Annotated in this window: 17 protein-coding genes; 5 read left to right on the top strand and 12 right to left on the bottom strand. The window is 63.3% G+C overall.

The features are described from left to right. Positions 1-135: 135 nt before the first annotated feature. Together CDQ92_RS13455 and CDQ92_RS13450 are read left to right on the top strand one after the other, a co-directional pair. Positions 136-1,329: an acyl-CoA dehydrogenase family protein gene (locus CDQ92_RS13455; protein WP_088441882.1), complete on the top strand. Its 1,194-nt coding sequence runs from the start codon at positions 136-138 to the stop codon at positions 1,327-1,329. Positions 1,330-1,435: 106 nt separating this feature from the next. Then, positions 1,436-2,575, top strand: a complete 1,140-nt coding sequence (locus CDQ92_RS13450; protein ID WP_088441881.1) for an acyl-CoA dehydrogenase family protein — start codon at positions 1,436-1,438, stop codon at positions 2,573-2,575. Between the two features lie 144 nt (positions 2,576-2,719). Here CDQ92_RS13450 and CDQ92_RS13445 read toward each other — a convergent pair whose 3' ends face one another. The 5 genes from CDQ92_RS13445 to CDQ92_RS13425 all read right to left on the bottom strand — a co-directional run bounded on the left by CDQ92_RS13445 (position 2,720) and on the right by CDQ92_RS13425 (position 13,285). Then, entirely contained in the window at positions 2,720-5,203 is a 2,484-nt protein-coding gene (locus CDQ92_RS13445) for a TonB-dependent receptor (protein WP_088441880.1), read from the bottom strand. A gap of 2 nt (positions 5,204-5,205) precedes the next feature. Continuing rightward, on the bottom strand, positions 5,206-6,138 hold the full coding sequence (locus CDQ92_RS13440) for a FecR family protein (protein ID WP_088441879.1): 933 nt from the start codon (positions 6,136-6,138) through the stop codon (positions 5,206-5,208). After that, positions 6,128-6,796 (bottom strand): sigma-70 family RNA polymerase sigma factor, encoded by a 669-nt coding sequence (locus tag CDQ92_RS13435; RefSeq protein WP_308423590.1) that lies wholly within the window; start codon positions 6,794-6,796, stop codon positions 6,128-6,130. Before CDQ92_RS13435 ends, CDQ92_RS13440 begins: the two co-directional genes overlap by 11 nt. Positions 6,797-6,881: 85 nt before the next feature. Beyond that, positions 6,882-10,094 carry an autotransporter outer membrane beta-barrel domain-containing protein gene (locus tag CDQ92_RS13430; RefSeq protein ID WP_088441878.1) on the bottom strand — a complete coding sequence of 1,071 codons (3,213 nt, stop codon included), beginning with the start codon at positions 10,092-10,094 and terminating at the stop codon, positions 6,882-6,884. Between the two features lie 188 nt (positions 10,095-10,282). Further along, a complete protein-coding gene (locus CDQ92_RS13425) occupies positions 10,283-13,285 on the bottom strand; it encodes a TonB-dependent receptor plug domain-containing protein (protein ID WP_088441877.1) in 3,003 nt (1,000 codons plus the stop codon). Between the two features lie 545 nt (positions 13,286-13,830). On the opposite strand from CDQ92_RS13425, the gene CDQ92_RS13420 reads away from it, so the two are divergent. Beyond that, a complete protein-coding gene (locus CDQ92_RS13420; protein WP_308423589.1) occupies positions 13,831-16,116 on the top strand; it encodes a penicillin acylase family protein in 2,286 nt (761 codons plus the stop codon). Here CDQ92_RS13420 and dacB read toward each other — a convergent pair. From dacB to CDQ92_RS13390, 6 genes are all read right to left on the bottom strand, one after another. Continuing rightward, positions 16,111-17,589, bottom strand: coding sequence for a D-alanyl-D-alanine carboxypeptidase/D-alanyl-D-alanine endopeptidase (dacB, locus tag CDQ92_RS13415; RefSeq protein WP_229667109.1), 1,479 nt, complete (start codon positions 17,587-17,589; stop codon positions 16,111-16,113). The two genes, CDQ92_RS13420 and dacB, sit on opposite strands and share 6 nt — an antisense overlap. Further along, the gene (locus CDQ92_RS13410) at positions 17,586-18,614 is read right to left on the bottom strand and encodes a serine hydrolase domain-containing protein (protein WP_088441875.1); all 1,029 of its coding nucleotides are present in this window, start codon (positions 18,612-18,614) and stop codon (positions 17,586-17,588) included. Before CDQ92_RS13410 ends, dacB begins: the two co-directional genes overlap by 4 nt. Then, a complete protein-coding gene (locus CDQ92_RS13405) occupies positions 18,611-19,864 on the bottom strand; it encodes a dicarboxylate/amino acid:cation symporter (RefSeq protein WP_229667107.1) in 1,254 nt (417 codons plus the stop codon). Before CDQ92_RS13405 ends, CDQ92_RS13410 begins: the two co-directional genes overlap by 4 nt. A 34-nt stretch (positions 19,865-19,898) precedes the next feature. After that, a complete protein-coding gene (dgcA, locus tag CDQ92_RS13400; protein WP_088441873.1) occupies positions 19,899-20,891 on the bottom strand; it encodes an N-acetyl-D-Glu racemase DgcA in 993 nt (330 codons plus the stop codon). A 10-nt stretch (positions 20,892-20,901) separates the two neighbouring features. After that, positions 20,902-21,936: an N-acetyltransferase DgcN gene (gene dgcN, locus CDQ92_RS13395; protein ID WP_088441872.1), complete on the bottom strand. Its 1,035-nt coding sequence runs from the start codon at positions 21,934-21,936 to the stop codon at positions 20,902-20,904. 95 nt (positions 21,937-22,031) lie between these two features. Beyond that, a complete protein-coding gene (locus CDQ92_RS13390; RefSeq protein WP_088442245.1) occupies positions 22,032-22,916 on the bottom strand; it encodes a LysR family transcriptional regulator in 885 nt (294 codons plus the stop codon). On the opposite strand from CDQ92_RS13390, the gene CDQ92_RS21295 reads away from it, so the two are divergent. Together CDQ92_RS21295 and CDQ92_RS13385 are read left to right on the top strand one after the other, a co-directional pair. Beyond that, on the top strand, positions 22,887-23,240 hold the full coding sequence (locus CDQ92_RS21295) for a hypothetical protein (RefSeq protein ID WP_162291073.1): 354 nt from the start codon (positions 22,887-22,889) through the stop codon (positions 23,238-23,240). The genes CDQ92_RS13390 and CDQ92_RS21295 overlap by 30 nt on opposite strands. Beyond that, positions 23,128-24,777: an N-acyl-D-amino-acid deacylase family protein gene (locus CDQ92_RS13385; RefSeq protein WP_088441871.1), complete on the top strand. Its 1,650-nt coding sequence runs from the start codon at positions 23,128-23,130 to the stop codon at positions 24,775-24,777. Before CDQ92_RS21295 ends, CDQ92_RS13385 begins: the two co-directional genes overlap by 113 nt. Before the next feature lie 114 nt (positions 24,778-24,891). On the opposite strand, the gene CDQ92_RS13380 is transcribed toward CDQ92_RS13385, so the two are convergent. Beyond that, positions 24,892-25,848, bottom strand: a complete 957-nt coding sequence (locus tag CDQ92_RS13380; RefSeq protein WP_158213843.1) for a tyrosine-type recombinase/integrase — start codon at positions 25,846-25,848, stop codon at positions 24,892-24,894. Position 25,849 lies beyond the last annotated feature (1 nt).

Raw genomic sequence — 25,849 nt, 5'->3', positions numbered from 1 at the left:
GCAACTGCGCGCGCTGGACAAGCCGCATCGTTACGCGCAATCATTACACCGAGGAAAGTTGTCAAATGCAACTTGCCGTTTACGTAAAGGTGAGCGCTCATTATAAGTGCGCCATTACCCAATGGGAGATTCGTGATGGACATGGAATTCAGCCCCGAAGATCTCGCCTTCCAGCAGGAAGTGCGCGACTTCATCGCCGAAAATTACCCCGCCGAGCTGCGTGAAAAGCAGGACGAGGGCGAAGAGATGTCCAAGGAGGATTTCCTCGTCTGGCACAAGATCCTGCACAAAAAGGGCTGGATCGCACCCGCATGGCCCGTCGAATATGGCGGCACCGGCTGGACCCCGACCCAGCGTTTCATCTGGTCGGAAGAAACTGCGCGCGCCGACTGCATCCGCCTGATGCCCTTCGGCCTCGCGATGGTCGGACCGGTGATCTACACCTTTGGCACGCCCGAGCAGAAAGCCCATTTCCTGCCGCGCATCCTGTCGGGCGAGGATTGGTGGTGCCAAGGCTATTCGGAACCCGGTTCGGGTTCCGACCTTGCTTCGCTGCGCACAACGGCCGTCCGCGACGGCGATGATTATATCGTCAATGGGCAAAAGACCTGGACGACGCTGGCGCAGCATGCCGACTGGGGCTTTTTCCTCGTCCGCACCGACAAGGATGCCAAGCAGCAGGAGGGCATTTCGTTCCTACTGATCGACATGAAATCGCCCGGCATCACCGTGCGCCCGATCATCACCTTGGGCGGCGAGCATGAGGTCAACGAAGTGTGGTTGGAGGACGTCCGCGTCCCCGTGTCGCAGCGCGTTTACGAAGAGAATAAGGGCTGGACCTGCGCCAAGTTCCTGCTCGCGCACGAACGCACCGGCATTGCCGGGGTCGCGGCTTCGAAGCGCGGGATCGAGAAGGTCAAGGCGATCGCCCGCACCGAAGTCGATGGCGACAAGCCGCTGCTCGCCAATGCGTTCTTCAAGCGCAAGGTGGCCGAGCTGGAAGTCGATCTGGCGGCGCTCGAATTCACCGAGCTGCGCAGCCTGGCCGGTGCCAATGCGGGTCGCGGCCCGGGGCCGGAATCGAGCTTGCTCAAGATCAAGGGGTCGGAGATTCAGCAACGGTTGACCGAACTCAGCCTGGAAGCGGTCGGCCATTATGGTGCGCCCTATTTCCGCGGCTTCGGCGAGGGCGACAACGAGCATCCGATCGGGCCGGATTACGCCCATCGCGCGGCGCCGACCTATTTCAACATGCGCAAGACGACGATCTATGGCGGATCGAACGAGATTCAGCGCAACATCATCGCGAAGATGGTTCTGGGTCTCTGAAGCACGCGTCGCCCCCGCATAGGCGGGGGCCGCAATCGGCCTGACTCAGCGCCGCAGTATAAACCTATAGCGGCCCCCGCCTTCCCGGGGGCGACGGGGATGTAAAATGGATTTCACCTACACCGAAACGCAGGACATGATCCGCGACACGCTGTCGCGCTTCCTGAGCGATACATATGATTTCGACACGCGACAGAAGTTCATCAATTCGGACGGCGGCCGCGATCCGGCGATCTGGACCGCTCTCGCACAGGAACTGGGCATGCTCGGCGCGCCCTTTGCCGAAGAGCATGGCGGCCTCGGCGGCGGTGCGCTGGAAAATGCGATCGTCATGGAGGAAATGGGCAAGGTCATCGGGATCGAACCCTACCTGCCGACCGTCGTCATCGCCGGCGGCGCGCTCAAGGCGGTTGGCGGCGCACAGGCCGATGCGTTCATTCCTGAAATCATCGCGGGCAATGCGATCATCGCATTTGCCTATGCCGAACCGCAAGGTCGCTACGACCTAGCCAACCTACGCACCACCGCGAAAAAAGACGGTGCTGGCTATGTGCTGAACGGCCACAAGGGTGTTGTTTATGCCGCACCCTGGGCGACCCACCTCCTCGTCACCGCGCGGACCGGCGGTGCGACACGCGACCGTGAGGGCGTGTCGCTGTTCCTGATCGACGCCAACCTGCCCGGGATCGTCCGCCGCGACTATCCGACCGTCGATGGCAGCCGCGCATCGGAAATCTATTTCGAAAATGTCGCGATCCCCGGCGATGCGCTGCTCGGCGGCGAAGGCACTGGCCTGCCGCTCATCGAGCAGATCGTCGACGAAGCGACCGTCGCGGTCTGCGCCGAGGCGACGGGCGTGATGCAGAAGCTGCACGAAGGTACGCTGGAATATACGCAGCAGCGCAAGCAGTTCGGGGTACCGATTGCCAAGTTCCAGGTGCTCCAGCACCGTATGGTCGACATGTTCATGGAGGTCGAACAGGCGCGCTCGATGACGATCATGGGCGTGCTCAAGCTCGGCCTTCCCGCCAACGAGCGCATGGCCGCTGTCTCTGCCGCCAAGGCGAAGGTCGCGCGCGGCGCCAAATTCGTCGGCCAAAACGCGATCCAGACCCACGGCGGCATCGGCATCACGCAGGAATTGGCGATCGGTCATTATTTCAAACGCGCGACGATGATCGAGAGCCAGTTCGGCAGCCATGATTATCACATGGACCGGTATGAGCGGTTGGTTCTGGCGGATTGAGGCACTTTCGCCCATCTTTTCGAGGGAGGGGTGCGAGACTTACGAGCTTGCTCGTAAGTCGCAGCGGGGGTGGGTACGCGGCCCGAAAGAACGCCTGCGGTGACCCGCCACTAGCCCTCCCTAAAGAAGGGAGAGGAACGATCCTCAATACGCCACGTCCACCGCAATCCGCAGCGTCCTCGGCCGCAGCGGCGTCATAAAGCCCTCATTACCCTCGACGAACGGCGTGCCGAGCGAAAAGCGATTGCCGCGCGAATCGAATAAGTTGGTCAACGTCAGCGATAGCCCGCGGCGATCGTTGCCGATCCGCATCGCGACCCCCGTATCGATATAGTCGCCCTGGCTCTCGCCCAGCACTGGCCCAATGCCGAGCCGCGACGGCCCGATATAGTTGGCCCAGCTGTTGACGCGGAAATCCTCGTCACCGACGACGGTGGCATAGTTGATCGACCCGCGCACCGCGTGGCTCGCGACATTGGGGATGCGGCCTAGCCGTCCGGGTGCGCTGGCGAACACCGGCAGGATTTCGAGCGCCAGATCGTCGACGCGGCTGTGGTTATAGACCGCGCCGAGCTCAAAGGTCAGCGTCTCGGTCGGCCGCATCGCGAGCGCGCCCGACACGCTGGTAATCCGTCCGTCGCCGATATTGGCGGTAGTCGGGAAACCGGCGCTGTCGATGAAATCGGCCTGAATGTTGCGCCAGCGGCTGTGCGACACGGCGATGCTCGCATCGAACAGGCTCTGCCCCTTGTCGCCGAACCGCACCCCTGCTTCCCATGTGCGGACCTGATCGTTCAGAAACCGCCGAACGAAATTGCCGTCGACCGCCAGCCCGCCGGGACGGAAACCCTCCTGATAGCGCGCATAGAGCCGCAGGTTATGCAGCGGTGTCGCGAGAAGCGAAAAGGACGGCAGCAGGTCGGTTTCATTGCGCGACGCGGTCGTGGCCCGCCCTGCTTGCGCGAGCGCGAACGAGACGCCTTCGGCCATACCACCGAGGCGCGCGTGCGACAAACGGATCCCACCCGCGGCAATCAGGTCGGGCATCACTTCGACCGTGGCCTCGGCATAGCCGGTGACTTCGGTGATTTTGTTGGTGACGCCGGGCAGCACCGCGCGCAGCGGACCATAGCCATATTCACGCTTCTGCCGCGCGCGATTGTCGATGAAACTCGCGCCGATCACCCAGCCAAGACCGTCGTGATAGGGCCGTGATAGCCGGTTCTCGCTGACGAACATCCGCGTAGCGTTGCGCTGATCGAGCACGCGCGGGACGTTGCTGAGCGGGGTGATCTGGACCGGAGCGAATAGGCGTTCGACATCCACCGCACCCGTTGAGGCGACCGACCCGGGCGGTGCTTCGGGCACGCTGGCGTCAAAGCGTTCGAACAGACGGTGATCGATAAAGGCGTTCGACGACTGGAAATGCAGGCCGTCCCAATCCTTCATGATAACAATCGTGCCAAGCCCGTAACGCGCCGACGCATTCTGCTCGACCATCGAATTGCGGGTCAGCGGATCGGCAGCCTTGTCGGCATATTGCGCGTCGTTCGACTTGATCGACTGATACACGCCGCCCAGATCGACGGTCCAGTCATTGCCCGCGTCGAAGCGAAATGCGCCGCGACCGCCGCGCACATGGACGCGATTGACGTCGTTCTGGCCGCGTAGCGGGTTGTCGATATAGCCGCCGTCGGTCAGCATATAGCCGACCAGCCGCAATGCATGGCCATCATCACCGACCGGGAGATTGGCGATGGCAGCGATGTCACCGCCGGGGTCGCCATGCTGGGTCAGCGAAACACCTGCGATTGCCTGCACCGTCATCGCGCGCGGGTCGGGCGCTTTGGGGACGACGCGGATGATGCCGCCCAGCGACCCGGCGCCGTAAAGCGTGCCCTGCGGCCCTTCGAGGATTTCGACATTATCGACGTCGTAAAGGCGTAGGTCAGGATCGGGCGCGTTATAGCTGAGGCGGATGTCGCCCAGATATTGGCCGACGGTCGACTGGGTCGGGCCGGTGAAGCTGGAATCGGCAATACCGCGAATGAACAGTTTGTTGCGACCCGATCCCAGATGGGTCGAGGATACCGTCGCGGTACGCGACAGGATCGATTCCATCCCGCGTTCGCCGCCAAACGCCAGATCGCCGCCACTCAACTGAGTGACGACGCCGGCAAAATGCGAATAGGGCAGGTCGGTTTTCGACGCGGTGACGATGATCTCGTCCTGCGCCGCCGCGACCATATTTTGCGCCGGTTCGCGCGCGCGGGGCTGCGGCACCTGTCGCGGCGGCGGGGCGGGTCGATGCGCGACGCGCGGTGCGACGGCACGGCGCTCGATGCGCCAGCTGGTGGCACTGACGCGGACAGCGCGGGCGTCCGAACCCTTCAGCAGACGCTGGATCGCTTCCTCGACGCGCATCCGCCCGCGCACCGGCTTGACCCGCGCCTGCCACAATTTGGCGTCGACGACGCTGATGCTGACCCCGGCCTGGCGACTGATCACCGGTAGAGCGCTCGACAGGCTTCCTTTCGGCACGTTGAACGCGCGCTCCTCTGCCGCCAAAGCCTGCACGGGCAGGCTCAGCAGCGTCGCGGCAGCGACAAGGGAAAGGCGCGGGTGCATGCTCAGCGGGTCAGGATCCAGCCATCGCCCTGCCGCTCGGCCTTCGTCCCTGACAAGGCTGCAAGGTCGGCAATGGTGCGGTTGCGATTCTTGTCGATGATCAGCGCGCCGCGGAACGATAGTGCGGCGGCGGCTGGAGCCACCTGCACGTCCATACCGGCGGTCCGTTTCAGATCCTCGGCCACAATGACCAGCGGGGCATCGTTATAAACAAGCAGCCCACTGCGCCAGCCACCGATGCTGGCGACATCGATGTCCTGCACAACGGGTGGTTTGCTATCATCATCGCGCGCCTCGATCGCCTTGCCTGCGATCAGACGGACCTTGTCGCGATCGGGGTTATAGAGAACGATGCCCTCCGACACCGCGACCGATGTCTGCCGCTCGCGCCGGACGACATTGAACGCAGTGCCCAGATCCACAATCCGGTCGTCGCCCGCCTCTACGACGAAAGGATCATCATCGCGGTGGACGACATGGAACATCGCTTCGCCCGCTTCCAGTCGGGCAAAGCGCGGCCGGTCCTTGTCAACTTCGACCACAGAGCCGCCGTTGATTTCGATCCGCGACCCGTCGGCGAGCTCGATCGTGCGATGTTCGCCCGCCGCTGTCTCGATCCGGTTGGCGTTGCCGAATGGGTTCAGCGTCGACAGGCCGACAACAGCGACCAATGCCGCTGCCACAGCGCCGCCGAACCACGCGCGGCGCGAGGTGCGGCGCGGCGCGGTCGGCATTGCCGCTGGCAAGGGCTTGGCCACCGCGGGCAGCGCGTCGAGGTCCCGATCGATGCTAGCGACGGCATCATAGATCGCAGCATGTTCGGGATCTTCGCCGAGCCAGTCGGCAAAACCGTCCCAATCGTCGAACGCCGGGTCGCGCTGACGGATCAGCCAGTCGATGGCGCGCGCTTCGGCGGGATTGGCATCAGGATGCATCGAACTGCCTCCGCAGCGCGGCCAGTGTTGCATAAACCTTGCGCAAATCGGCCTCGACGGTGCTTAGGCTGATCCCCATTTCGCTGGCTATAGCGCGTTGACTGGCTCCGTCGACGCGGAACCGGCGAAAAATACGGGCCGGGCGTTCGCCGGTACGGGTGATTGCCGACTCGACCAGCAGCAGTTGCTCGCGGGAGATCAGCGCGGTCTCCGCCGACGGTTCGTGACCCGCCGCTGCCTCGCCCCACGCATGGTCGCGCAGCGCGCTTTGCCGCGTCGATCGATAGCGATCCAGCATCAGATTGTTCGCGGCGCGCATGACATAGGGCAGGGGATCGGCAACCGGACCCATCGGCCGATCGGTCAACCGCATCCACAAATCCTGGAACAGATCCTCGGCCGCATCGCCCGCGCCGCGCACCTGCAAGAACCGGACGATCCGATCCCGGTTGGCGAGCAATACGCCTTCGATGCCCAGTGCGGCATCGGTTCGGTCGTGCGAACTGGTCATCGATTGCTTGCTCTGGAACGCCATCTTTTGCCGGTTAGCGCCGCCCCGGCGCGCGCCATAGGTTCCCCTGATGCCGCCGTCATATAGCGCCCATGTCCCGCCGCGCAACCGCGGCGCCGGGAAAGAGAGGAGGGGCAATGCAAACATCGGTGTCTTGTTTCATTTCTGTCTAAGCAAGGGGGAGGCGGGGTAGGGAGGGGCCTCCCCCTTGCACGCGGGGCCGGCCGGGGGGCTAGAGGCCGACCCGCAGACTCGCACGGAACGCCCAACCAATATGGTTTTGCTGTTCCTCCGCGGACATTTCGCCAGCGACCTGAAAGGCCGAATTGCCAGCAATGCCACGAAGACGGCCGACCCAGCCGCTCGTGCGATCATCAGGAATTAGCGTAAAGGGCGTGCCGTCCTTGAACGACGCGGTGGTCGAGCCCAGCGTACCGCCAACGATCTGACGCCGACCGCCTTCGATTTCGAAGCGCGTCCAGCCGTCATATTGATCGAGGCCTCCGAAATCCATGCCGAGCGCAACGGTACCCGACACCGCGAGTTCGTCGCTGTCGCGGCCGAGCACCTTCAGGTCGAGCGCATCGCCGCCGCCGGTTTCCTGATAGCCCTTCTCGGTCAGCTTGAAATAGTCGACCGCGACCATCGGACGGATCGTGATTCCCCCAGCATGGGCGTCATAGGCAAGCGAGCCCGACGCCGACCACAAGGTGCCGTCCCATTTCCCCTTCATCGTCTTTTCGATATCATCTGCGCCCGCCTCGGCGCTGAAGATGCGGGTACCCTTCATCTTGACTGGCGCGCCCGAGACGCGGGCGTTGGCCATGAAACCCTTCGAGCGCAGGCGCCAGTGCAGCGCGCCTTCGAACTGGCTGGTGGCGACTTCATTGGCGTTGCTGCCATTGCCGTCCTTGCCGCTGAGGAACGCAATCGACCCGCCGAAATTGCCGATGTCGCTCTTGATCTCGGCGCCGAGGCCGATGCCCCAGCCGCTGACGTCATAGCTGGCGGTGTCGCCGACGCTTTTCGACGTCCCCCATACCGCCTGGTTGACCCAATAGCCCCATTTGCCTTCGTCCTGGAACGGTGCATTGGGATCCTGCAGGTGGCGCGAGAGCGCGCGCGAGCCCGAGGTGACGGTTTCGAACACGCCGCCTTCATGCTCGGGCAGCATCTGGCCGAGCTGGGCGCGGAACTGATCGCCATCGGTGATGCCGAGGAAGACATCTTCGATCTTCTGGTCAGCGACCACGGCGTCGATCACCGCGTCGAACGCGCCCGCTTCAGAACGGTTGAGCCCAAGGTCGCTGGTGCTTTTGCGCGCCACATCGACGATCAACTGCGTCGCGTTCGAGGTCAGTGTGCCTTTGTAAAGGAATGGTAGCAGCGTCTGCGACGCGGTCAGATTGCTCGCGCCGGTCAGCGAACCGGCGGTCAGCACGATGTGCCGTCCCTCGGCCTGCTCAATGCTCGACAATTTGAGCGCGAGCTTTGATTCTGCGCCGAAACCGGCATTGCCTGTGACCTGAAGCCCCGTGCCGGTGGCGCCGGTGTCGAGCAGCACCCCCAGCGTGCCCTTATCGGCAACCGCGAGCGAGGCAATTGTCGCCTTGCCGCCGACGTCGAACGTGCCGCCGCTGACCGATACCGCCAGCCCCTGCGCATTGGCCAGCGAGCCCGAGAAGATGGCCGTTCCGCCGATGCTGAGCGTGTCGGTACCGCCGCCGAAATCGGCTGCGCCGGTGAACTTTGAGGTGCCAGCCAGCGTCATGGTGTCGTTAGCGGCGCCGAAGCGCGCGTTGCCCGCATATGTGGCGTCGCCCGACAACGCGAGGCGATTGTTGCCGCCGCCAAAGAAGCTGTTCCCCTTCACCGACCCGTCTGCAATATCGAACACGTCATTGCCGCCGCCAAAGCGCACGTCGCCAACGATGGACGGGGCAGTGACCCCCGACGCGACCGCAGTCTGCTTGACGGTCGCCCCCGCGGCATTGGTCGACAGGTCGATCGCCACATTGCGGTCGGACGTTGCCAGCGCACCGCTGGCGCTGATCGTGCCGCTGTTCTCGACCGTGGCGACGGTACCCGACAGGTCGACGATCGCCCGCGCGGTGCCATTGTCGCCGCCGGTCTTGGCCGCGATCAAGCCGCTGTTGCGGATCAGCGCGACATTGCCGCCTGCTTCCACCAGAACGGCGGTGGCGACCGAACCCGCGACGTTACCCGTGGTCGTCGCCTCGACCTTGCCCGCATTGCGCAGCTCGGGCGTCGTCGCGCCGCTGCCGATGCGGATTGCGGTCGCGGCGACATCCTTCGACAGCGCGGCCACGCTGCCCGTCGCGCCGATGCCGATGCCACCCGCAATGGTCACGGCTCCGCCGAGGCCACCGATCTGCATACCGTTGCCGTCCTTGCCGGCATAGAGACCGTTGCCAATTACGCTACCGTCGATGATCAGGCCGAGCCCGGTTCCGGTTCCCGCAACCGGACCGATCGTCACGCTTTGCGTTGCCGATCCGATCCGCACCGCTGCGGCCGAGCCGAACGAACGCACCACCGCGCTGCCTTCCTTGTCGTCGGGGATGCCGTCCTTGTCCTCATCATTGTCCGTGGTGCTCGAATCCTTGGGCGGGACCGCGAGGACGATGCCGCCGCTCACATTCCCCTCAACCGACAGCGCCGGGCCGCCGATCAACAGATCGTCAGCATCGAGCTTCGACGGATCGGCGGGCGGCGTCGTGAAGCGATATCCAGTGGAGGTCAGATTGCCCTGGACGACGAGCGCCCCCGTGATGTTGCCCGCCAGTCGCGCGGCGGTTGCATCAAGCCCGGTGGCGGTGATCGTGCCCGCCAGCCGGACATTGCCCGTCACATCCTGCAACCCAACGCCGAGCGCGCGGTCACCAAGCACGGAGACCGTACCGTCGGTGGTGAAATTGCCGGTCAGCGGTCCGCCAAGGCGGATGCCCGCCGAATCATTGCCCTCGATCGTGATCGCCCCGCTGTTGACGATATTGCCGGTAAAGGCGCCAAGGGTCGCAATGCCGACGCGGTTGCTCCCCAACGCGAACGGCCCGTCGATGTCGCCGTCATTGTCGATGTCGGTCGGTGCATAGGGTTCGTCGATGATGATCTTGCCGGTCGCTGCATTGGTGATCGATCCGACCGTCCCGGCGTTGGCGACGATGCCGCGCGCGCCGTTGACGTTGCTGATTTCGATCGTGCCTTCGTTGATGAGCTTGTGATTGCTGTCGATAGTGACCGCGGTGGCGCTCGTCGGCTTCACCGATCCGGTCGAGGTGATCTTGATATCGTCGGGCGCGCCCGATTTGATCGTCGATGTCCGCACCGGCGCCGTGGTCGCGGTGGTAATCGTCGTTTCTGCGTGGGCAGTCGTCGAAAGCAGGGCGGCCAGACAGGTGGTGGCCAGCAAGGTCTTGCGCATCGGGTTCCTCTTGTGATCGGGGCCGGGTGACATCCCGGCGACAATCACAAGACGGAGCGGGCGAAGCGCAGCCTTGATCGGTTTGTCATTTTATTCGGACATGGAATTTTGGGCCGAAGGGAAAATCCCGCAAAGAAAAAGGAGGGCCCTTGCTGACCCTCCTCCCTCATTCGTTTCGGTATCAGCCGTTAGCGGGTCTTGAAACGGACCCCGACGCGGAAGCTGCGGCCCAGCAGATCCGAATAGGTGCTGTTCGCGGCGAGGCCGGTTTCGGGCAGCAGGATCGGATTTCCATTGAGCAGGTTCGTAACATTGATGAAGAACTCGCCACCGCCTTCGCTGAAAGCGGAGAACTTCTGCGTCAGGTTGAGGTCAACGTAGAAGGCGCCTTTGACGCGGTTCCGTTCATAAGTCGGCGCGTTGACCGTCGAGACGGGGCAGGTGGTCTGGCATTCGATGCCATTGGCGACATATTTCCCCGCGCTTACCCCGCGGCCAACCGCAGTAATGCTGAAGTCATCGTCATCATAGGCGGCGCTGACGCGGTAGATCCATTTTGGCGTACTCGCCTGACCGCCATTCACACCCACCGTGTTGAGTACAACCGTGTTGGGGACGCCGCTGTCGAAACGGTTTTCCAGATAGCGGGTCGCAAGCCCACGAAGCGTGAACGCGCCGCTGCCCTGCGCCATCGGTATCCGGTAGGACGCGTCGATATCGAGACCGCGGGACTTCTGACTTGCCGCATTGAACGGGCGCGTCAGGATAACGAGGTAAGGCTGCGCCGGATTTTGGGTGCGCGCGGCATCGACACTGATCGCGTCACAGAATGCCTGTTCGCCAAGGAAACACAGATTGACGATCTGCTGCGCGCTGAATGCCCCGATCCCGCCTTTTAACTTGATGTCGAAATAATCGACCGCAAGATTAAACCCCGGCAGGAAGGTCGGCGTAAATACCGCGCCGATGTTCCACTGGTCAGACTTTTCCGGTGTCAGGTCGGTGTTGCCCGTCGCGAACCCGGAATAGCTGTAGCCCGCCTGCGGCGGCTGGCCGGCGGGGACGAACGAAGGGCTGGTTCCGGTAATGAAACCGGGATTGCTGACCGAATCGCTGTTTGCGGTACCGGCCTGGAAGAGTTCGTTCAAATTGGGCGCGCGGATGTCGCGCGACCGTGTGACGCGCAGACGGATGTCGTCGATGGGCTGCCAGGTCGCACCGGCTTTCCAAGTGGTAACATAACCTGCTTCCGAGTAATCGGTCGCGCGGACAGCGCCGTTGAACTCCAGCCCGAAACCCAGGGGAACGACGGTTTCGAGATAGGCTTCCTTGACGTTATACGATCCGCGGCTAGGCAGATAGTTACCCACCGACCAACGGTTGGTGGCACCGATCACGTTGCCTGACCCGTCGAGCCTCGGTACCGGTTGGAATTCGTCGGGCACGAAGCCGCTGACCTTTTCCTTGCGATACTCCCCGCCGACCGCGATGCTGACGTCGCCCGCCCAGGTCGCGAATGGCGTGAACGCGAAGTTGGCACCAAACACCATCTGCTCAAGACGCTGTTTGCGATATGGGTCGCCCAGGACATAATCGATCGCCGCCGGGTCAGCGACGCCAAGGCCCAGACGGTTCAGCGGAACACAGGCCGCATCGTTGTTGTTCGGATCGGCGTCGACGTTGATCAGGCACTGAATCGACCCCGTCGGGAATCCACTCCCAGCAGGCGCGAATGCCGCGTCGCGCGCCGCATTGATTCGTGCGATATTCTGAATATCGCGAAGCTGCTCGCGCACATCGGCGCGGCCGTACTGAGCATAGATGTCCCAGCGCGCCGACTTTCCGAACGCGTCGAACTCGCCCTCTGCACCGATCAGATAACGCTGCACCTCGCGCTTGTTGTTGATCCCGCGGAACGGCAGGTCGGCCGATGTCGTGGCTACGGTGACGCTGGTGATGCCCTGCAACGCAGCGGCGCCCAGCGTGTTGAGCAAGAAAGCGTTGCAAGTAGTGGGCACCGGCGTCTGTGTACAACCTGTCGCGTCGAGGCGGATGCCCGTTTGCAGGTTCGGACCAGCGTTGAATAATACTTCTTGCTTATTATAGGCGGCTTCGGCGAACAGTTCGATACCGTCGCTCACCTCATAGCTTAGACGGCCGAATAGACCATAACGGTCATCGCGCGGGTCGAGGCCGATATTGCGTCCCGAATCATTGACTCGCCAATCGCCGCCGCGCGTGCGCAGCGGCACGGCAGCGCCAGTCGGCGACGGGAAGGTCAGATCGCCCCAGACGAACTGGTTGATCGATCCGCCGTTGCCGAAATAGAGGCCACGCAGCTGGTTGGCGACGCCACCGGTAGAGTTAGTGACTATGCTGCCAGGGGCGGAGTTGGTCGGACCTGCGCCGCGTACAAAAATATACTGCGGCGCGCCGGAGTTGGCGTTCGCGAGATAGGCCGGATTTTCGAACCGCAGGAATCCGATCTGATTCCAGTCACGGTCGACCTGCAAGATACCGTCATTATGGGCGATCTCACCGCTGAGCAGCAGGTGGCCGCGCCCACCCGCGAATGCCATCCCGGCCGCCGCGCTGAACGAATAGCTGAATCCGTCGCCTTCCTGGGTAATGCCCGCGTCACCTTCGACCTTCAGCCCTTCATACTTGTTGTTCAGGATGAAGTTGACGACGCCGGCGACGGCGTCCGAGCCATAGGCCGCCGAAGCACCGCCGGTGACGACCTCGACGCGCGAGACCAGCGCCTGCGGAATTGTGTTGATGTCGACCAGTCCGTTGATTGTCGATCCCACCGACCGGCGGCCATTGACCAGAATCAGCGTGCGCTCTGGGTTAAGGTTGCGGAGGTTGAGTGCGTTGATGCCCGCCTGACCGCTGGAAATGTTGAGGCGCGAGTTGGACGGGCGGGTCGACCCGGCCAGCGACGGCAGCGTGTTGACGAAGTCGGCAATGTTGTTCGTCGGCGAGCTGTTTTGGATCTCCGTCTCGCCCAGCACCGTCAACGGCGTCGGCGCCTGGAACCCGTCGCGCACAATGCGCGTGCCGGTCACGACAATCTGGTCGTTCGCCGCGGCTTCGCTGGCGGCCGCTGGGCTCACGCTCTCGTCTTGCGCCAGCGCGGGCGCACTGTGAACGATCGCCAAAGCGGTCATCGCCGCACCGATATTCCTCATGCCGACGAACGACCGACGATTCCGACCAATATTACGCATTTTAACCGTCCCCTTTGTTGCCCAAGAACCAGCCCACCATCACCCGATGGCATACCGGCGTCGATACGCCAGATAGCTGTTCCGTGTTGTCCCGCCTGCCTGTGTGGTGGCCGTTTGGCGCACTCGATTATTTTGTAGCACTCACATTCCGTCGGCCCCACAGTTCGCCTCGTCACGGGGCGGGCGCAGCGGGTTCCGTGACGGGAAGGTTACAGGGTGGTTGCGGGGGGTCAACCGCTTCGCGCTGATCCTGACGATATGGACCTATAGCCATAAGGCATGGTGTGCGGCCCAAGGCTGTCGGCGGTAAATAGCTTGTGTTTATAGGGGGTACCCCGCTTACTATAGCGGTACGCCGATGCGCTGCGATAGGCTTTGATTTTCCTTCGCAACTTGGAGAAGCTCCGTTGATCCAACGCCGCGCATTTCTACTTGCCTCGGCCGCGCTTGTCGCCATGCCAGGAAGCCTGATCGCTCAAGCCAATATCAGGGGCGGAGCACGCAATGTGACGCTGACGGGCGCTCGCGCGCCGATCGAGATCGTCGAGGATGAACTCGGTATGCCGCATGTGCGGGCGGCGTCAAAGCATGACGCATTTTTCGCGCAGGGTTACCTGGTCGCGCGCGATCGCCTTTTCCAGCTCGATATCGACCATCGCCGCGACATGGGACGGATGGCTGAAGCGTTCGGGCTGGCTTTTGTGGCGGCGGACCGGGCGGCACGTCTTTTCCACTATCGCGGTGACATCGACGCCGAACTGGCGGGCTTGCCGCCAGATGTGCTCGACTGCGCGCTTGGATATGTCGCGGGCGTCAATGCGCGGATCGACGAACTGACCGATAACCCGGCGGACATGCCGCTGGAATATGGGATACTCGGCTTTGCCCCGCTCCGCTGGGATATTCGTGATCTCGTCAAACGGCGCGGGATCGGAATGGGCGATGCCGACGACGAAGTCCGCCGCGCGCAGCTTCAGGCGCGCGGATTGATCGACGCCGAACAGCTGATGATGCCCCTTCGCCCGGCATGGTCCTTTTCGGTACCTGAGGGACTCGACCCGGCGGCGGTGAGCGATGCCGATCTGGGTGTGCTTGATCCGGCAAACCGACCTGTGCCTTATGATGCCCTGCAGGAACCAAGGATGGGACCGGACCAGCCGGAGGGCGATCGCTTTGCCTTGGGTAGCAACGCGTGGACAATCGCCGCGTCGCGGAGTGCGACCGGTCGCCCGATCCTGGCGAACGACCCGCACCTCGGGATCGGCGGCACCAGTCCGCGGCATATGATCCATTTGACGGCACCGGATCTCGACGTGATCGGAGCAGAGGCGCCCGGTTTGCCAGGGATCATGCAGGGGCACACCGACCGCTTCGCTTTTGGCCGGACCAATTTCCATATTGATCAGACCGACCTGTTCATCCTGCAAACGCAGGAGGGCAATGCCGACAAATATTGGCACCAGGGCAAATGGCGGTCGTTCGAAATCTTTGAGGACGAGATTGCGGTGAAGGGCTCAACGCCCGAACGTGCGATCCTGCGCTATGCCGACGGGCGGCCGATTGTGTCGCAGGACGCCGCGCGCAACCGTGCCGTCGCGCTTGCAACAGTGAGTATGTTGCCCGGCGCCAATATGCGCTTCGCAATCATCGCGATCAATCTGGCGAAGGACTGGACGACGCTGCAGCAGGCATTCAAACTGCATGTGTCGCCGACCAACCTTCATTACGCCGATGTCGACGGCAACACCGGTTGGCAGACGATCGGTTTTACGCCGCGACGTCCGAAGCACGACGGCCTGTTTCCCGCCCCCGGCGACGGCGCCTATGACTGGACCGGGCTGATCCCGGTCAAGGATATGCCATCGGTCTATAATCCGCGTGAGGGCTGGTTCGCGTCGGCGAACGAGATGAACCTTCCCGCCGATTACCCTTACCGCGAGCGGATCATCAGCTTCACCTGGAGCGACCCCTTCCGCTACAACCGCGTTGCCGAGGTGCTGCGGAGCCAGCCAAAGCATCGGATAGATGACAGCATCGCGCTTCAACACGATGTCCAGTCGCTTCCCGCGCGGGCGTTGCTCAAGCTGCTTCCGGCCACGTTGTCAGCCGAGGCGACCGCCGCGGCGGCCATGCTGCGCCGCTGGGATTGCGGGATCGAGGCGGACAGCGCCGCGGCACTTTTGTTCGAAATGGTGATGGCCGCACTGTCGGCCAGCTTCCGCAAACGAGTGGTGCCAGCGGCGGCGCGGGAACTGATCCCTTCAGTCAACCTGTCCGAAATGCTCCGTATCCTCGCGGCGCCGGACAAGCGCCTCGGTGACGATCCCGCCGCGGCACGCGATGCGCTGATTGATGGCGCGCTGGTCGCAGGCTGGGCGAAGGCCGTCGAACTGGGCGGCGGCGACCCGGCAAAATGGCAATGGGGCAATCTGCACCGCGTCAATATCGCGCATCCGCTCGCATCATCGAACAGCGCGATCGCGGCAGCCTTTCCAAAGATCGCGGGCGGGCGGTCGGGCGGCGACGGCACGACGCCGATGGCGCGCGGCTTTAATGCCCGACGCGGATTTCAAGTGTCGCACGGCGCAAGCTTCCTGTTCGTCGCTGACGTGGGCGCATGGGACAACAGCCGTTATCTGCTGCTTCCCGGCCAGTCGGCCGATCCGCGGTCGCCGCGTTATGGCGACTTTTATCCCAAATGGCTGGCGGGTGCGATGCAGCCGATGTGGTTTAGCCGCGCAGCGGTCGACCGCCACGCGGTCGGTCGGATGACCGTCACGCCAAAGCTATAGCGTCCCGGCGATTGCCACGAGCATCCGGTCCACCGCGGCAGTTGCCTGGCTGTCGGTGCCGTCGGGCATGTCGTTGGCCAGCACCGAAAAGATCAACGTCCGCCCGCTGCGCGTTACCAGATAACCCGATAGTGCGCGGCTGGCGTTGAGCGACCCGGTCTTGGCGAATAGCTGGCCTTCGAGCAGCGTCCCCTTGAACCGGTTTTGCAGGGTGCCGTCGCGCCCGGCGATCGGCAGCGTGTCGCGCCATGCCATGCCCCACGACTGGCGAGCAATCCACGCCAGCAGGCCCACCGCAGCGCGCGGTGTGATGCGGTTATAGGTCGACATCCCAGACCCGTCGGAAAAGTCATAACTGGTTTCGGTCAGCCCGGCCTGACTCATCAACTGGCGCATCACCGCCTGCCCATCGGCGATCGAACCGCTCCCACTCTGCCGCGCCACGCGTCGCAGCATCAATTCGCTATGGAGGTTCTGGCTCTCTTTGTTGATCCGGATCATGTTCTCCGCCAGCGGCTGCGGCTTGAGTTCGGCGAGCATTGCTGCGGGCTCTGGCGGCTGGACAAAGGGGGTGGTGCCGCGTGCTTTCGGATCGTCGGCACGCGTCAGTGGGCGGCGGCGCACGTCGATATTTCCGTCGACACGAACGCCGCGCGCGCGCAACAATTCGCGCAGCCGCCAGGCGGCAAAATGCGCCGGGTCATCGATGCCATAGCGCATGGTCATGACTGGAGCCTCGGCACCGATCGTTCCGGTCAGGCGCAGGGTGCGACTGTTCGGCATCCGGTCGGAGACAACCGCCTCTTCTTTACCGGCGACGGTCACAACACGATTTTCGATGTCGTAATAGCCTGTGGATTTGAGGCTTGCGGCAGCTCCGACGACGCCCGGCGCCAGAGTGACGACAAGCTCATTGTCGTCGAGCGTCAGCGCCGACGTCGCGGTGCCGTACCGCGACTGTATATTGTTCCAGCTCATGCCCGGGCTCCAACGCTCGTCAGGCAGCCAGCTGTCGTCGCCGATGACATGGCGGACGTGGCGCGTTGTGCGCGCAACAGCATCGGCCAGCATTTGCAGGCAGTTTTGTACGCAGTCCTCGGCACTCGACAGCCGCGGATCGCCGCGACCATGCAGCACGACGTCGGTAGCGCCCTTGCTAGTCTCGAGCCCCACCCCGGTACCTTTGGCGGCGCGCTCGAGCAGGGGGAGTTGTGCATAGCCGATCGCGGTGGTGAACATCTTGGTGTTCGAGGCGGGGATGAACCGCTGGTCGGGCGTTATCGATACCAGCGTTTCACCCTCCATCGTCGTCACAAGCAGGCCGATGCGCGAGCCTGCGGGGCGATCGGCCAGCTTCTGTTCGGCAACCGACTGCGGCGAAGGCGTTTCGGGCGGTCGGGCTTCGGCAGGCGCGAACGACAAAGACAATGCGAGCAGAGCCGGGAGCGCAAGCCTCCTGTTCAAAATCATCATGCGGTTTGTGATTCCTCCCATGCGGAAATAAGCCGTTCGCCCACGGCCGGGCGTAGCGCGGCAATGCCGCTGTCGCGATGCCGCGATGGATGAACGCGATTGGTCAGCAATGTCCAGGCGAGGCCGCGGTCGAAATCGATCCACAAGCCGGTTCCGGTGAATCCCGTATGCCCGATGGTCTCCGCCGAGCAGCGACTGCCGCCGTGCCAGCCCGGAAAAGCCTTTTGCCAGCCGCAGGTCCGGTGCCGGTCACCCGCCGTCCGGATTTCGGCCATCATCGCGGGGGACAGCAGTGATCCGTCCAGCAGCGTGCGCGCGAAGCCGAGCACCCCATCGACCGTGCCGAACACGCCGGCATGTCCGGTCGCGCCGCCGAGCGCAAAGGCGTTTTCGTCGTGCACCTCGCCCTTCAAAATGCGGCCGCGCCAATTACAAAATTCTGTCGCAACAGCCGGGCCGGGCGGCCGGCCGTAGCCCAATCCCCTGCCGAGCGGCCAGTCGGAGAGCGGTACCCCGGTCACGCGTTCGATTGCGATCCCGAGCAGGATGAAATTGATGTCCGAATAGACCGGTGGCCCTTGCCGCCACTCTCGTTGCAGCACAAAGGCGCGCAGGCGCGCCGGGTCGGCATCATAGGTGTAGATCGGCTCGACCGCGGGCAGGAAGGTCCGGTGCATCAGGCAATCGCGAAAGGTCAGCGATCGTTCGGGTGCGTTCGCAACGTCATATTGGCGCAGATCGGGGATCGCGTCAGTGAGTGGTCGGTCAAGTTCGAGGCGCCCCTGATCGGCAAGCATCAGGATGATCGTAGTGGTCGAAATCACCTTGCTGAGCGACGCGAGATCGAACCAGTGGCCGCGGGTCAACGCCTCGCGCGCAGGTTCGAGCGCCGCCAGGCCTGCAAGGCATACGGCGCTCTCGCCTGTAGCGGTGACCACACCCAGCGCCGCCGCGGGGATGTCGCCCCGCTGGACGGCGGCAAGAGCGGGTTCAAAGCCGCGATCACAGACCGCTTGCAGGTTCATTGTGCGGGTTGCTGCATTTGAGTCTCCGTCTCGATCTCGGCATCGATCGCTTTCTCCCAGCGCGCCACCACCGTGGTCACGGTCAGATTGGCGCTGGCGCTGGCCACCGTGCGCGTCATGTCGAGCAGGCGGTCGAACGGCAGGATAAAGCCGACGATCAGCGCCGTCTGCTCAGGCGAAACACCGGCCGACGCCAGCACCGCGGCGAGCATGAACAGCGATGCCGACGGAATGGGAGCGGTGCCGAAGGCCGCAAGCGCACCGGTCAGAAGGACGATCGCGAGCATCGGCAGGTCGGGTTCAATCCCGAGCGCCTGCAGACCAAAGATGCTGAGCAGCCCCACGTACATAGCGGTGCCGTCCTTGCCGATGCTGGCGCCGATCGGCAGCACCGTCGACGCGACGCCGGGAGCGATCTTCAAGTCGTCGCGCGCGATCCGCAACGCGACCGGCAGGGTAGCGGCGGACGAGGCTGTCGAAAATGCCACGGCGAGAGCATCGACGATGGTGCGGTAAAAATGCAGAACATGTTGGCGGGCGACCAAGGCGATCAGAGGAACGTGGACCAGCAATATCTGGAGAAGCACCCCCACCGCGACGCCGACGGCCAGCCATCCCACGTTGGCAAATACCGCGACGCCATTGTCGGCGACGGCCTTGCCGATCAACGCGAGAACCCCGAACGGCGTGATCTCCATGATGATACGCACGAGGTGGAACATCACTTCCGCCACCGATTGCAGCAGATTGGCGACCGGACGTCCCTTGTCCCCGGCCAGGATAACCCCGAAGCCCAGCATCATCGCGAAAAAGATGATCGCCAGCATATCACCATCGGCGAGCGACTGGACGATGTTCACCGGGACAATGCCCATCAGCTGATCATAAAGCGATTTGGGTTCGCCTAGCGCGTGCGGCGCCGCGTTGCCGAGTGCCGCCCCCTTGCCGGGTTCCAGCACCATTCCGACGGCGATACCGATCGACACCGCACAGGCGGTCGTGGCCGCGAACAGCGATACGGTGCGGGCGCCGACCGAACCCAGTTTGCGCGGGTCGGCCAGGGCGGTGACGCCCGAGGCGATGCTGATGAACACGATCGGGACGACCAGCATCCGGATGAGGCGGACGAACAGGTCGCCAATAAAGGCAATGGCGCTGGTAGCCGCGGGCCAGAGCAAGCCAAGCGCGACGCCGATCACCATCGCGCCGAGCACCCGTTGCCAAAGGGGAATCGCAAACCAGCCGTGCATCAATCCTGTCATCGGCCCCTGCACCCCATGTCCGTTAAAGTCCGCCCCAGAACCCCGGTTGCGGTGGCGACAGCATGCCGCTGGCGCCGCTGACGCCGCCCGCACGATCCTCGGCAAGCCAGAGCGGTCCGTCAAGGTCGATGAAGTCGCTCCCGGCGGCAACTGCCCAGGCCGGGGCGATCGACAGCGAGGAACAGATCATGCACCCCGTCATGACGCCCAGCCCGCGCTGCCGGGCGGCGGCGGCCAGTTCGAGTGCGGCGGTAAGCCCGCCAGACTTGTCGAGTTTGATGTTCACGACGCCATAACCGTCAGGCAATCGATCGAGATCGGCGGCGACGTGTACCGCTTCGTCGGCTGCGATGGGGCTCGCGGAGCGAAATCCGGCAAGATCGCTGTCGGCGTTGGCGGGCAGCGGCTGTTCGAGCAAGTCGACGTGCAGCTCGGTCAGCAGTCCCTGCAGATCGCGGACCTCGTCGATCGTCCAGCTTTCGTTGGGATCAACGATCATCCGCGAGGTAGGCGCAGCAGCGCGGACCGCCTTTAGGAGCGCTGCAGGGTCGTTGCGGTCGACCTTGACTTTCAGCAGCGGCGCATCCGCGAGCGTGGCCGCGAATCGCGCCATATTCTCGGCCGTATCGAGCCCGACCGTCATCGCGGTGACGAGCGGACGCCGCGGAACCTCGACGTCAAAGGCTTCGCCAAAACTACAGTCGCCTTGCTGCAGTTCCAGATCCCACAGCGCACAGTCGATCGCGTTGCGCGCCGACCCAGCGGGCATCAGTTGCATCACGTCCTGCCGTCCGGCGCCACCCTCGATCGCCGACCGCACGCTCTCCACGGCGGCAATCGCATTGGCGACGCTTTCACCGTAGCGCGGATAGGGAACACCTTCACCGCGGCCGATGACACCATCTTCCGAGATCAGGACCGTAACGACTTCGGCAGCAGTCTTGGTACCGCGCGATATGCGGAAGGGTGAGTGGAGCGGAAAGGTCTCCGCAAACACCGAAAGGATACGAGGCATCGGCGAAGGTTCAGGCTGTTTGCGCGGCGACGGGCGAGGCGGCTTCGACGCCGAGCAATCGATCGAGAATGGCCTCAACGCCGAACCGATAGGGATCGCTCGTTGGCAGACCGAACTCGGCTTCCGTTTTGGCACAAAGTGCGACCGCTTCCGCCTCGGGCATCGCGGACGTGTTCAGCGCGATGCCGACCATCCGCACATCGGCGCTGGTGAGCCGCGCGGCGCGAAGATTGGCCTCGATACATTCGCCAATCCCCGGCAAATCATAATGCGGCAGTCCGCGCATGTGCGGCCGCACCGGGTCGTGACATAGAACGAGCGCGTCGGGCTGGGCGCCGTGGATCAGACCCATCGAGACACCCGCGAACGACGGGTGATAGAGCGAGCCCTGACCCTCGATCAGATCCCAGCCATCGTCGCTGCGCGCAGGCGATATTTGCTCGATCGCGCCCGAAATAAAATCGGCGATGACGGCGTCCAGCGGCACACCGTCGCCCGCGATCAGAATACCGGTCTGTCCGGTCGCGCGGAAGTCGGCGGCGACGCCGCGCTGTTCGAGGGCACGGGCAAGACACAGCGTCGTATACATCTTGCCGACCGAGCAGTCGGTTCCGACGGTCAACAGGCGCTTGCCGGGGCGCGGCTTGCCATTGCCGATCGGAATGTCCGGGCGCGGTTCGCGCACATCGTGCAGCTTGCGGCCCAACCGCGCTGCGGCCTCAGCCAGCCGCGGCTCGGCGTTGAGGCGCTGGTGCAGCCCCGAGGCGATATCCAGCCCGGCTTCCATCGCTGCGAGCGCATCGACGATCAACGCATCACCGAGTTTGCCCCCGGCATTGGCGATGCCGAGCACCAGCGTTTGCGCGCCCGCGGCGCGCGCGGCGGCAAAGTCCATCCGCGGCAATTCCAGCGTCAGCGAACAATCGTCGTGGCGAAATTCGCCGACGCAGATCTCCGGCCGAAACACCGCGAGACCGCGTGAGGTCTTGATGTCGGCGGCATCGGTCGAATGACCCAGATAGAGAAGATAGGGTGTAGCGATCATGGCTTGAAAAACCTGCGTGACAATGAAGGCATCATTTCTATCTGCACCCGGCGTGTTGCCCCAATATCCAGCGCCTCATATCCTATAGCCTGACGCTATAATCCTTCGATCACCGTCGCGAGCACGTCGAGGAAGGCGGACGTGGTTTTCGACGGGGGACGATTCTGCAAATAGACAGCGTTGATGTCGAACGTGATTGCGGGCTGCAGCGGCCGGCTGGAGAGCCCCGGCGCCAATACCGCGTGGGCGGTGAAATTATCGACGATCGCCATCCCGACGCCTGCTCCGACGAGGGCAGCGGCGACATAATAGGTGCGCGCCGATATCACCTCGTCGAGCGTTACTTCCAGCCGGCTGAGCTCGCTCGACAACATGCGGCCGATTGGCCCGTTCTGCACCGGGCTGATAAACTTGTGCCCGCGCAGCTCGTCAAGGTGCAGGCGCGGCGGCGCGGCGGGCATGTCCTGCTCGCGGTAGATGACGACCAGCTCGCCCTCGCCAATCACCTGATGCGCGACCGGCGCCGACAGGGGCACCTCGAAACCCACCGCAATGTCCGTTTCATGCTCATAGAGTTTGCGCACCATTTCGTCATGATGCAGCGTCTGAAGGTCGAACATGATGTCTTCATGATCAGCGAGAAACCGTGCGACCGCAGCGGGAATTGCGCCAAGGCCAAGCGAAGGCAGAGCCGAGATACGCAGCAATCCGCCGCGCCCGTGCCGGAGATTCTGACACGCCTGACGCAGCGAGCGAACCCGGTCCTGAATGTCGGACACCTCCGCGAACAGGGTGTGTGCGTCCTGGGTCGGGATCAGCCGCCCCTTCGATCGTTCGAACAGCGTCAGACCGATCGAACGCTCAGCGTGGCGAAGCACCTTGGTGACGGAAGGTTGAGACACGTTGAGCGCCCGGGCAGCGGCGCTGACCGTGCCGTGCAGGAACACTGCATGGAATATCTCGATCTGTCGCAGGTTCATTCGGCTATGGTCCCGGATCAGGTGGTTGGGGCGATGATCAACGGCCGCCACAACCAACATTATGCCATCGGGTTATGGGCGCGGCAACTCCCCTGTCTGGACCTCGGGTGGTTGTTCGGGACATTCTGGTCAGCGCGTGGTTCGAGCCAGCGGATACGAACGCTATTTTACGCCCCGGCGGCGCGCCACTATATCTGGAAGAGTCTGATCAATGCCACCATCACTTTCCGCCAAAGTCGCTCGGCGATCGATCGCGCTCCTTTCATCGGCGGCGCTACTCCTTTGCGTGTCCAGCGCCGGAGCAAACCCGAACGACTCTGTTGATGTCCTTATCCGAGGAGGCACCATCCATGACGGCGGGGAGGGCGCGCCCTTCGTCGGCGATGTTGCCATCCGCGACGATCAGATTGTTGCGATCGGTCCGGATATTTCACGAAAAGCAAAGCGCATCATTGACGCCAAAGGCATGATTGTCACACCCGGCTTTATTGACCCGCACACCCACGCGGACGCATTTTTGAGATCCTCCGTTCGGGGGGAAAGGCTCAACGCGCCGTGGCTTTATCAAGGCGTCAGCACGGTAATGATCGGCGTCGACGGGGCCGGCACGCCCGATGTTGCAGCCGACGCCCGGCAGCTGGCGCAATCCGGCATCGGAACCAATGTCGTGCCCTTCGTCGGTTTCGGCCCGGTTCGCCAGCGCGTGCTGGGCCAGGATGCGCGTGCGCCGACGGACGCCGAGCTTGGAGCAATGAAGGCCCTGGTCGCCAAGGGAATGTGCGAGGGGGCAACGGGCTTTTCGACCGGGCTCTTCTATGCCCCGCAAAGCTTTGCGGCGACGGCGGAAGTTGTGGCGGTGGCGCGCGAAGCGGCGACCCGCGGCGGCGTGTACGATACCCACCAGCGCGACGAATCGAGTTACAGCATTGGTCTGCTCGGTTCGGTCGAAGAAGCGATCGAGATCGGTCGGCAAGCCAATATGCCGGTGCATTTCGCGCATCTGAAAGCGTTGGGCGTTGACGTGCACGGCCAAGCAGCCGCGGTAATATCGGCGATCGACGAAGCGCGCGCGGCGGGCATCGAGGTGACCGCCGACCAATATCCGTGGCTCGCTTCGGGCTCGAACCTCGATGCGGCCCTGTTGCCGCGCTGGGCGGTCGATGGCGGCGGCGCAGCGTTGCTCAAGCGGCTGGACGATCCGGCGACGCTCGCGCGTATCCGCAACGAGATGCAGGCGAATTTGCGGCGGCGCGGGGGCGCTGAAGCATTGCTGCTGATCGGGCAGGGGTATCCCTGGGTCGGCAAGACGCTGGAAGATGTCGGTGCCGAATGGAAACTCGACAGCCGTGACGCTGCGCTGCGGATCATCCGCCAGAATATCGCGGAAAAACAGCGTGGCGAAAGCGGCGGCGGAACTGCCGTCGCTTCGTTCAACATGGCGCAAGCCGACGTCGATCTTTTCATGCAGCAGCCCTGGATGGTGACGTCATCGGACGGATCAGCGGGCCATCCCCGTATGTTCGCCAGCTTCCCGGAAAAATACGTCCGATATGTCCGTGAACGGCAGGTCATCAGCCTTGCAACCTTCATCCGCCAGTCGACCGGGCGCACTGCCGACATCTACAAGATCGACCGCCGCGGTTATCTTCGCCCCGGTCATTACGCCGATGTGCTGGTGTTCGATCCCGCGACCTATGCCCCGCAGGCGGACTATATCCGGCCACGCGAATTCAGCGTCGGAGTACGCCAGTTGTTCGTCAACGGACAGCTTGCGATCGACGGCGGGCAATCGACGGGGGTCGCCGCGGGGCGCCCATTGCTGCGCCCGCTCCCCGCCAACTGCGCCCAAAGAATGCCATGACGCCAAACGAAGGTGGCGGACAGGGTGGGATTCGAACCCACGGTGAGCTTGCACCCACGGCGGTTTTCAAGACCGGTTTGTTGCATGGCGCTCATCTCCTTCTAAGCCGCAAGATTACGCGGTTTCTGCCTTATCCGCAACAGAAAACCGCTTTGCTTGTGACGGATTTTGCGACGGGGCAAATTTGGCGCCCATCTGTTCATCAGGTGACAGGAATTGCAGATACCATTCCGTCTGCTTGACGCTGCCGTGACCGAGTTCGATTTGAAGCTGGTAGATGTTGCCGCCGTTCGCGAGGTAGTCGATAGCGAACATATGGCGCAGGTCATGCAGCCGGAACCGCTCGAATTTCCACCCCTGCTTTTTCGCCTTCTCGACAGCTCGCGCCTGCGCGGTTGCCCAATTGGTGCTGGCTTGCTTATAGACCCGCGCCTCGCCGGTAACTCGGTCGATAGCCGGAAACAGGATGTCGCCATCCTGCCCCGCGAGGATACCCAGGGCCGTGGAATTGAGCGACACGGTGCGAGCGCGACCGTTCTTTGTATCGGTGAGCGTGGCGACCTTGCGGCGTTTGTCGATTTGCCCGCGCGTGAGGCTCGCCCCTTCCATCAAACGCATCCCCGTTGCCAGCAGGAAGCGCGCCAGAGGCTCTAGATTGCCGTGGCAGCAGCTTATGCCCAGATCCACCGATCGCTGGCTGGGGCGCTTGAAAACGGGCGACTTGTACCGCAGCGGACGCTTGGGCAATTGTGCGACAGGATTTGTGCCAGCCCATGCGCGGTCAACGGCATAGTCGGCGGCTTGCGACAGGGCGGTAAGGTCGCGCTTGATCGTCGAAATCTTGACGCCATCGCCCTTGCGTTCGTCGATATATTCGAGCAAGGTTTCCTTGGTGATCGCGTCCCACCAGTGACCGGCAAACGTGTCGGCCAGTTTCAGGATGCTGGTTTTATAGCGGCGGTGCGTGGCGGGTTTCAGGTTGGTTTTCGCGCTCGCCAGATACTCGCCGGTCACGTCCTCAAACTTGCGCCGGATCGTGGCCTTGTAAGGGGAGGTGGATTGCAGGAACACG

The organism is Sphingopyxis bauzanensis, assembly GCF_002205675.1.
Taxonomy (GTDB): Bacteria; Pseudomonadota; Alphaproteobacteria; order Sphingomonadales; family Sphingomonadaceae; genus Sphingopyxis; species Sphingopyxis bauzanensis.
This window is presented reverse-complemented; position numbering and strand designations above follow the sequence as displayed.

Bases quoted from the DNA above. Each gene is read 5' to 3' on its own strand.
- CDQ92_RS13455 (WP_088441882.1), top strand. From the start codon at position 136: ATGGACATGGAATTCAGCCCCGAAGATCTCGCCTTCCAGCAGGAAGTG.
- CDQ92_RS13450 (WP_088441881.1), top strand. From the start codon at position 1,436: ATGGATTTCACCTACACCGAAACGCAGGACATGATCCGCGACACGCTG.
- CDQ92_RS13445 (WP_088441880.1), bottom strand. From the start codon at position 5,203: ATGCACCCGCGCCTTTCCCTTGTCGCTGCCGCGACGCTGCTGAGCCTG.
- CDQ92_RS13440 (WP_088441879.1), bottom strand. From the start codon at position 6,138: ATGCATCCTGATGCCAATCCCGCCGAAGCGCGCGCCATCGACTGGCTG.
- CDQ92_RS13435 (WP_308423590.1), bottom strand. From the start codon at position 6,796: ATGTTTGCATTGCCCCTCCTCTCTTTCCCGGCGCCGCGGTTGCGCGGC.
- CDQ92_RS13430 (WP_088441878.1), bottom strand. From the start codon at position 10,094: ATGCGCAAGACCTTGCTGGCCACCACCTGTCTGGCCGCCCTGCTTTCG.
- CDQ92_RS13425 (WP_088441877.1), bottom strand. From the start codon at position 13,285: ATGAGGAATATCGGTGCGGCGATGACCGCTTTGGCGATCGTTCACAGT.
- dacB (WP_229667109.1), bottom strand. From the start codon at position 17,589: ATGATGATTTTGAACAGGAGGCTTGCGCTCCCGGCTCTGCTCGCATTG.
- CDQ92_RS13410 (WP_088441875.1), bottom strand. From the start codon at position 18,614: ATGAACCTGCAAGCGGTCTGTGATCGCGGCTTTGAACCCGCTCTTGCC.
- CDQ92_RS13405 (WP_229667107.1), bottom strand. From the start codon at position 19,864: ATGCACGGCTGGTTTGCGATTCCCCTTTGGCAACGGGTGCTCGGCGCG.
- dgcA (WP_088441873.1), bottom strand. From the start codon at position 20,891: ATGCCTCGTATCCTTTCGGTGTTTGCGGAGACCTTTCCGCTCCACTCA.
- dgcN (WP_088441872.1), bottom strand. From the start codon at position 21,936: ATGATCGCTACACCCTATCTTCTCTATCTGGGTCATTCGACCGATGCC.
- CDQ92_RS21295 (WP_162291073.1), top strand. From the start codon at position 22,887: ATGGAATATCTCGATCTGTCGCAGGTTCATTCGGCTATGGTCCCGGAT.
- CDQ92_RS13390 (WP_088442245.1), bottom strand. From the start codon at position 22,916: ATGAACCTGCGACAGATCGAGATATTCCATGCAGTGTTCCTGCACGGC.
- CDQ92_RS13385 (WP_088441871.1), top strand. From the start codon at position 23,128: ATGCCACCATCACTTTCCGCCAAAGTCGCTCGGCGATCGATCGCGCTC.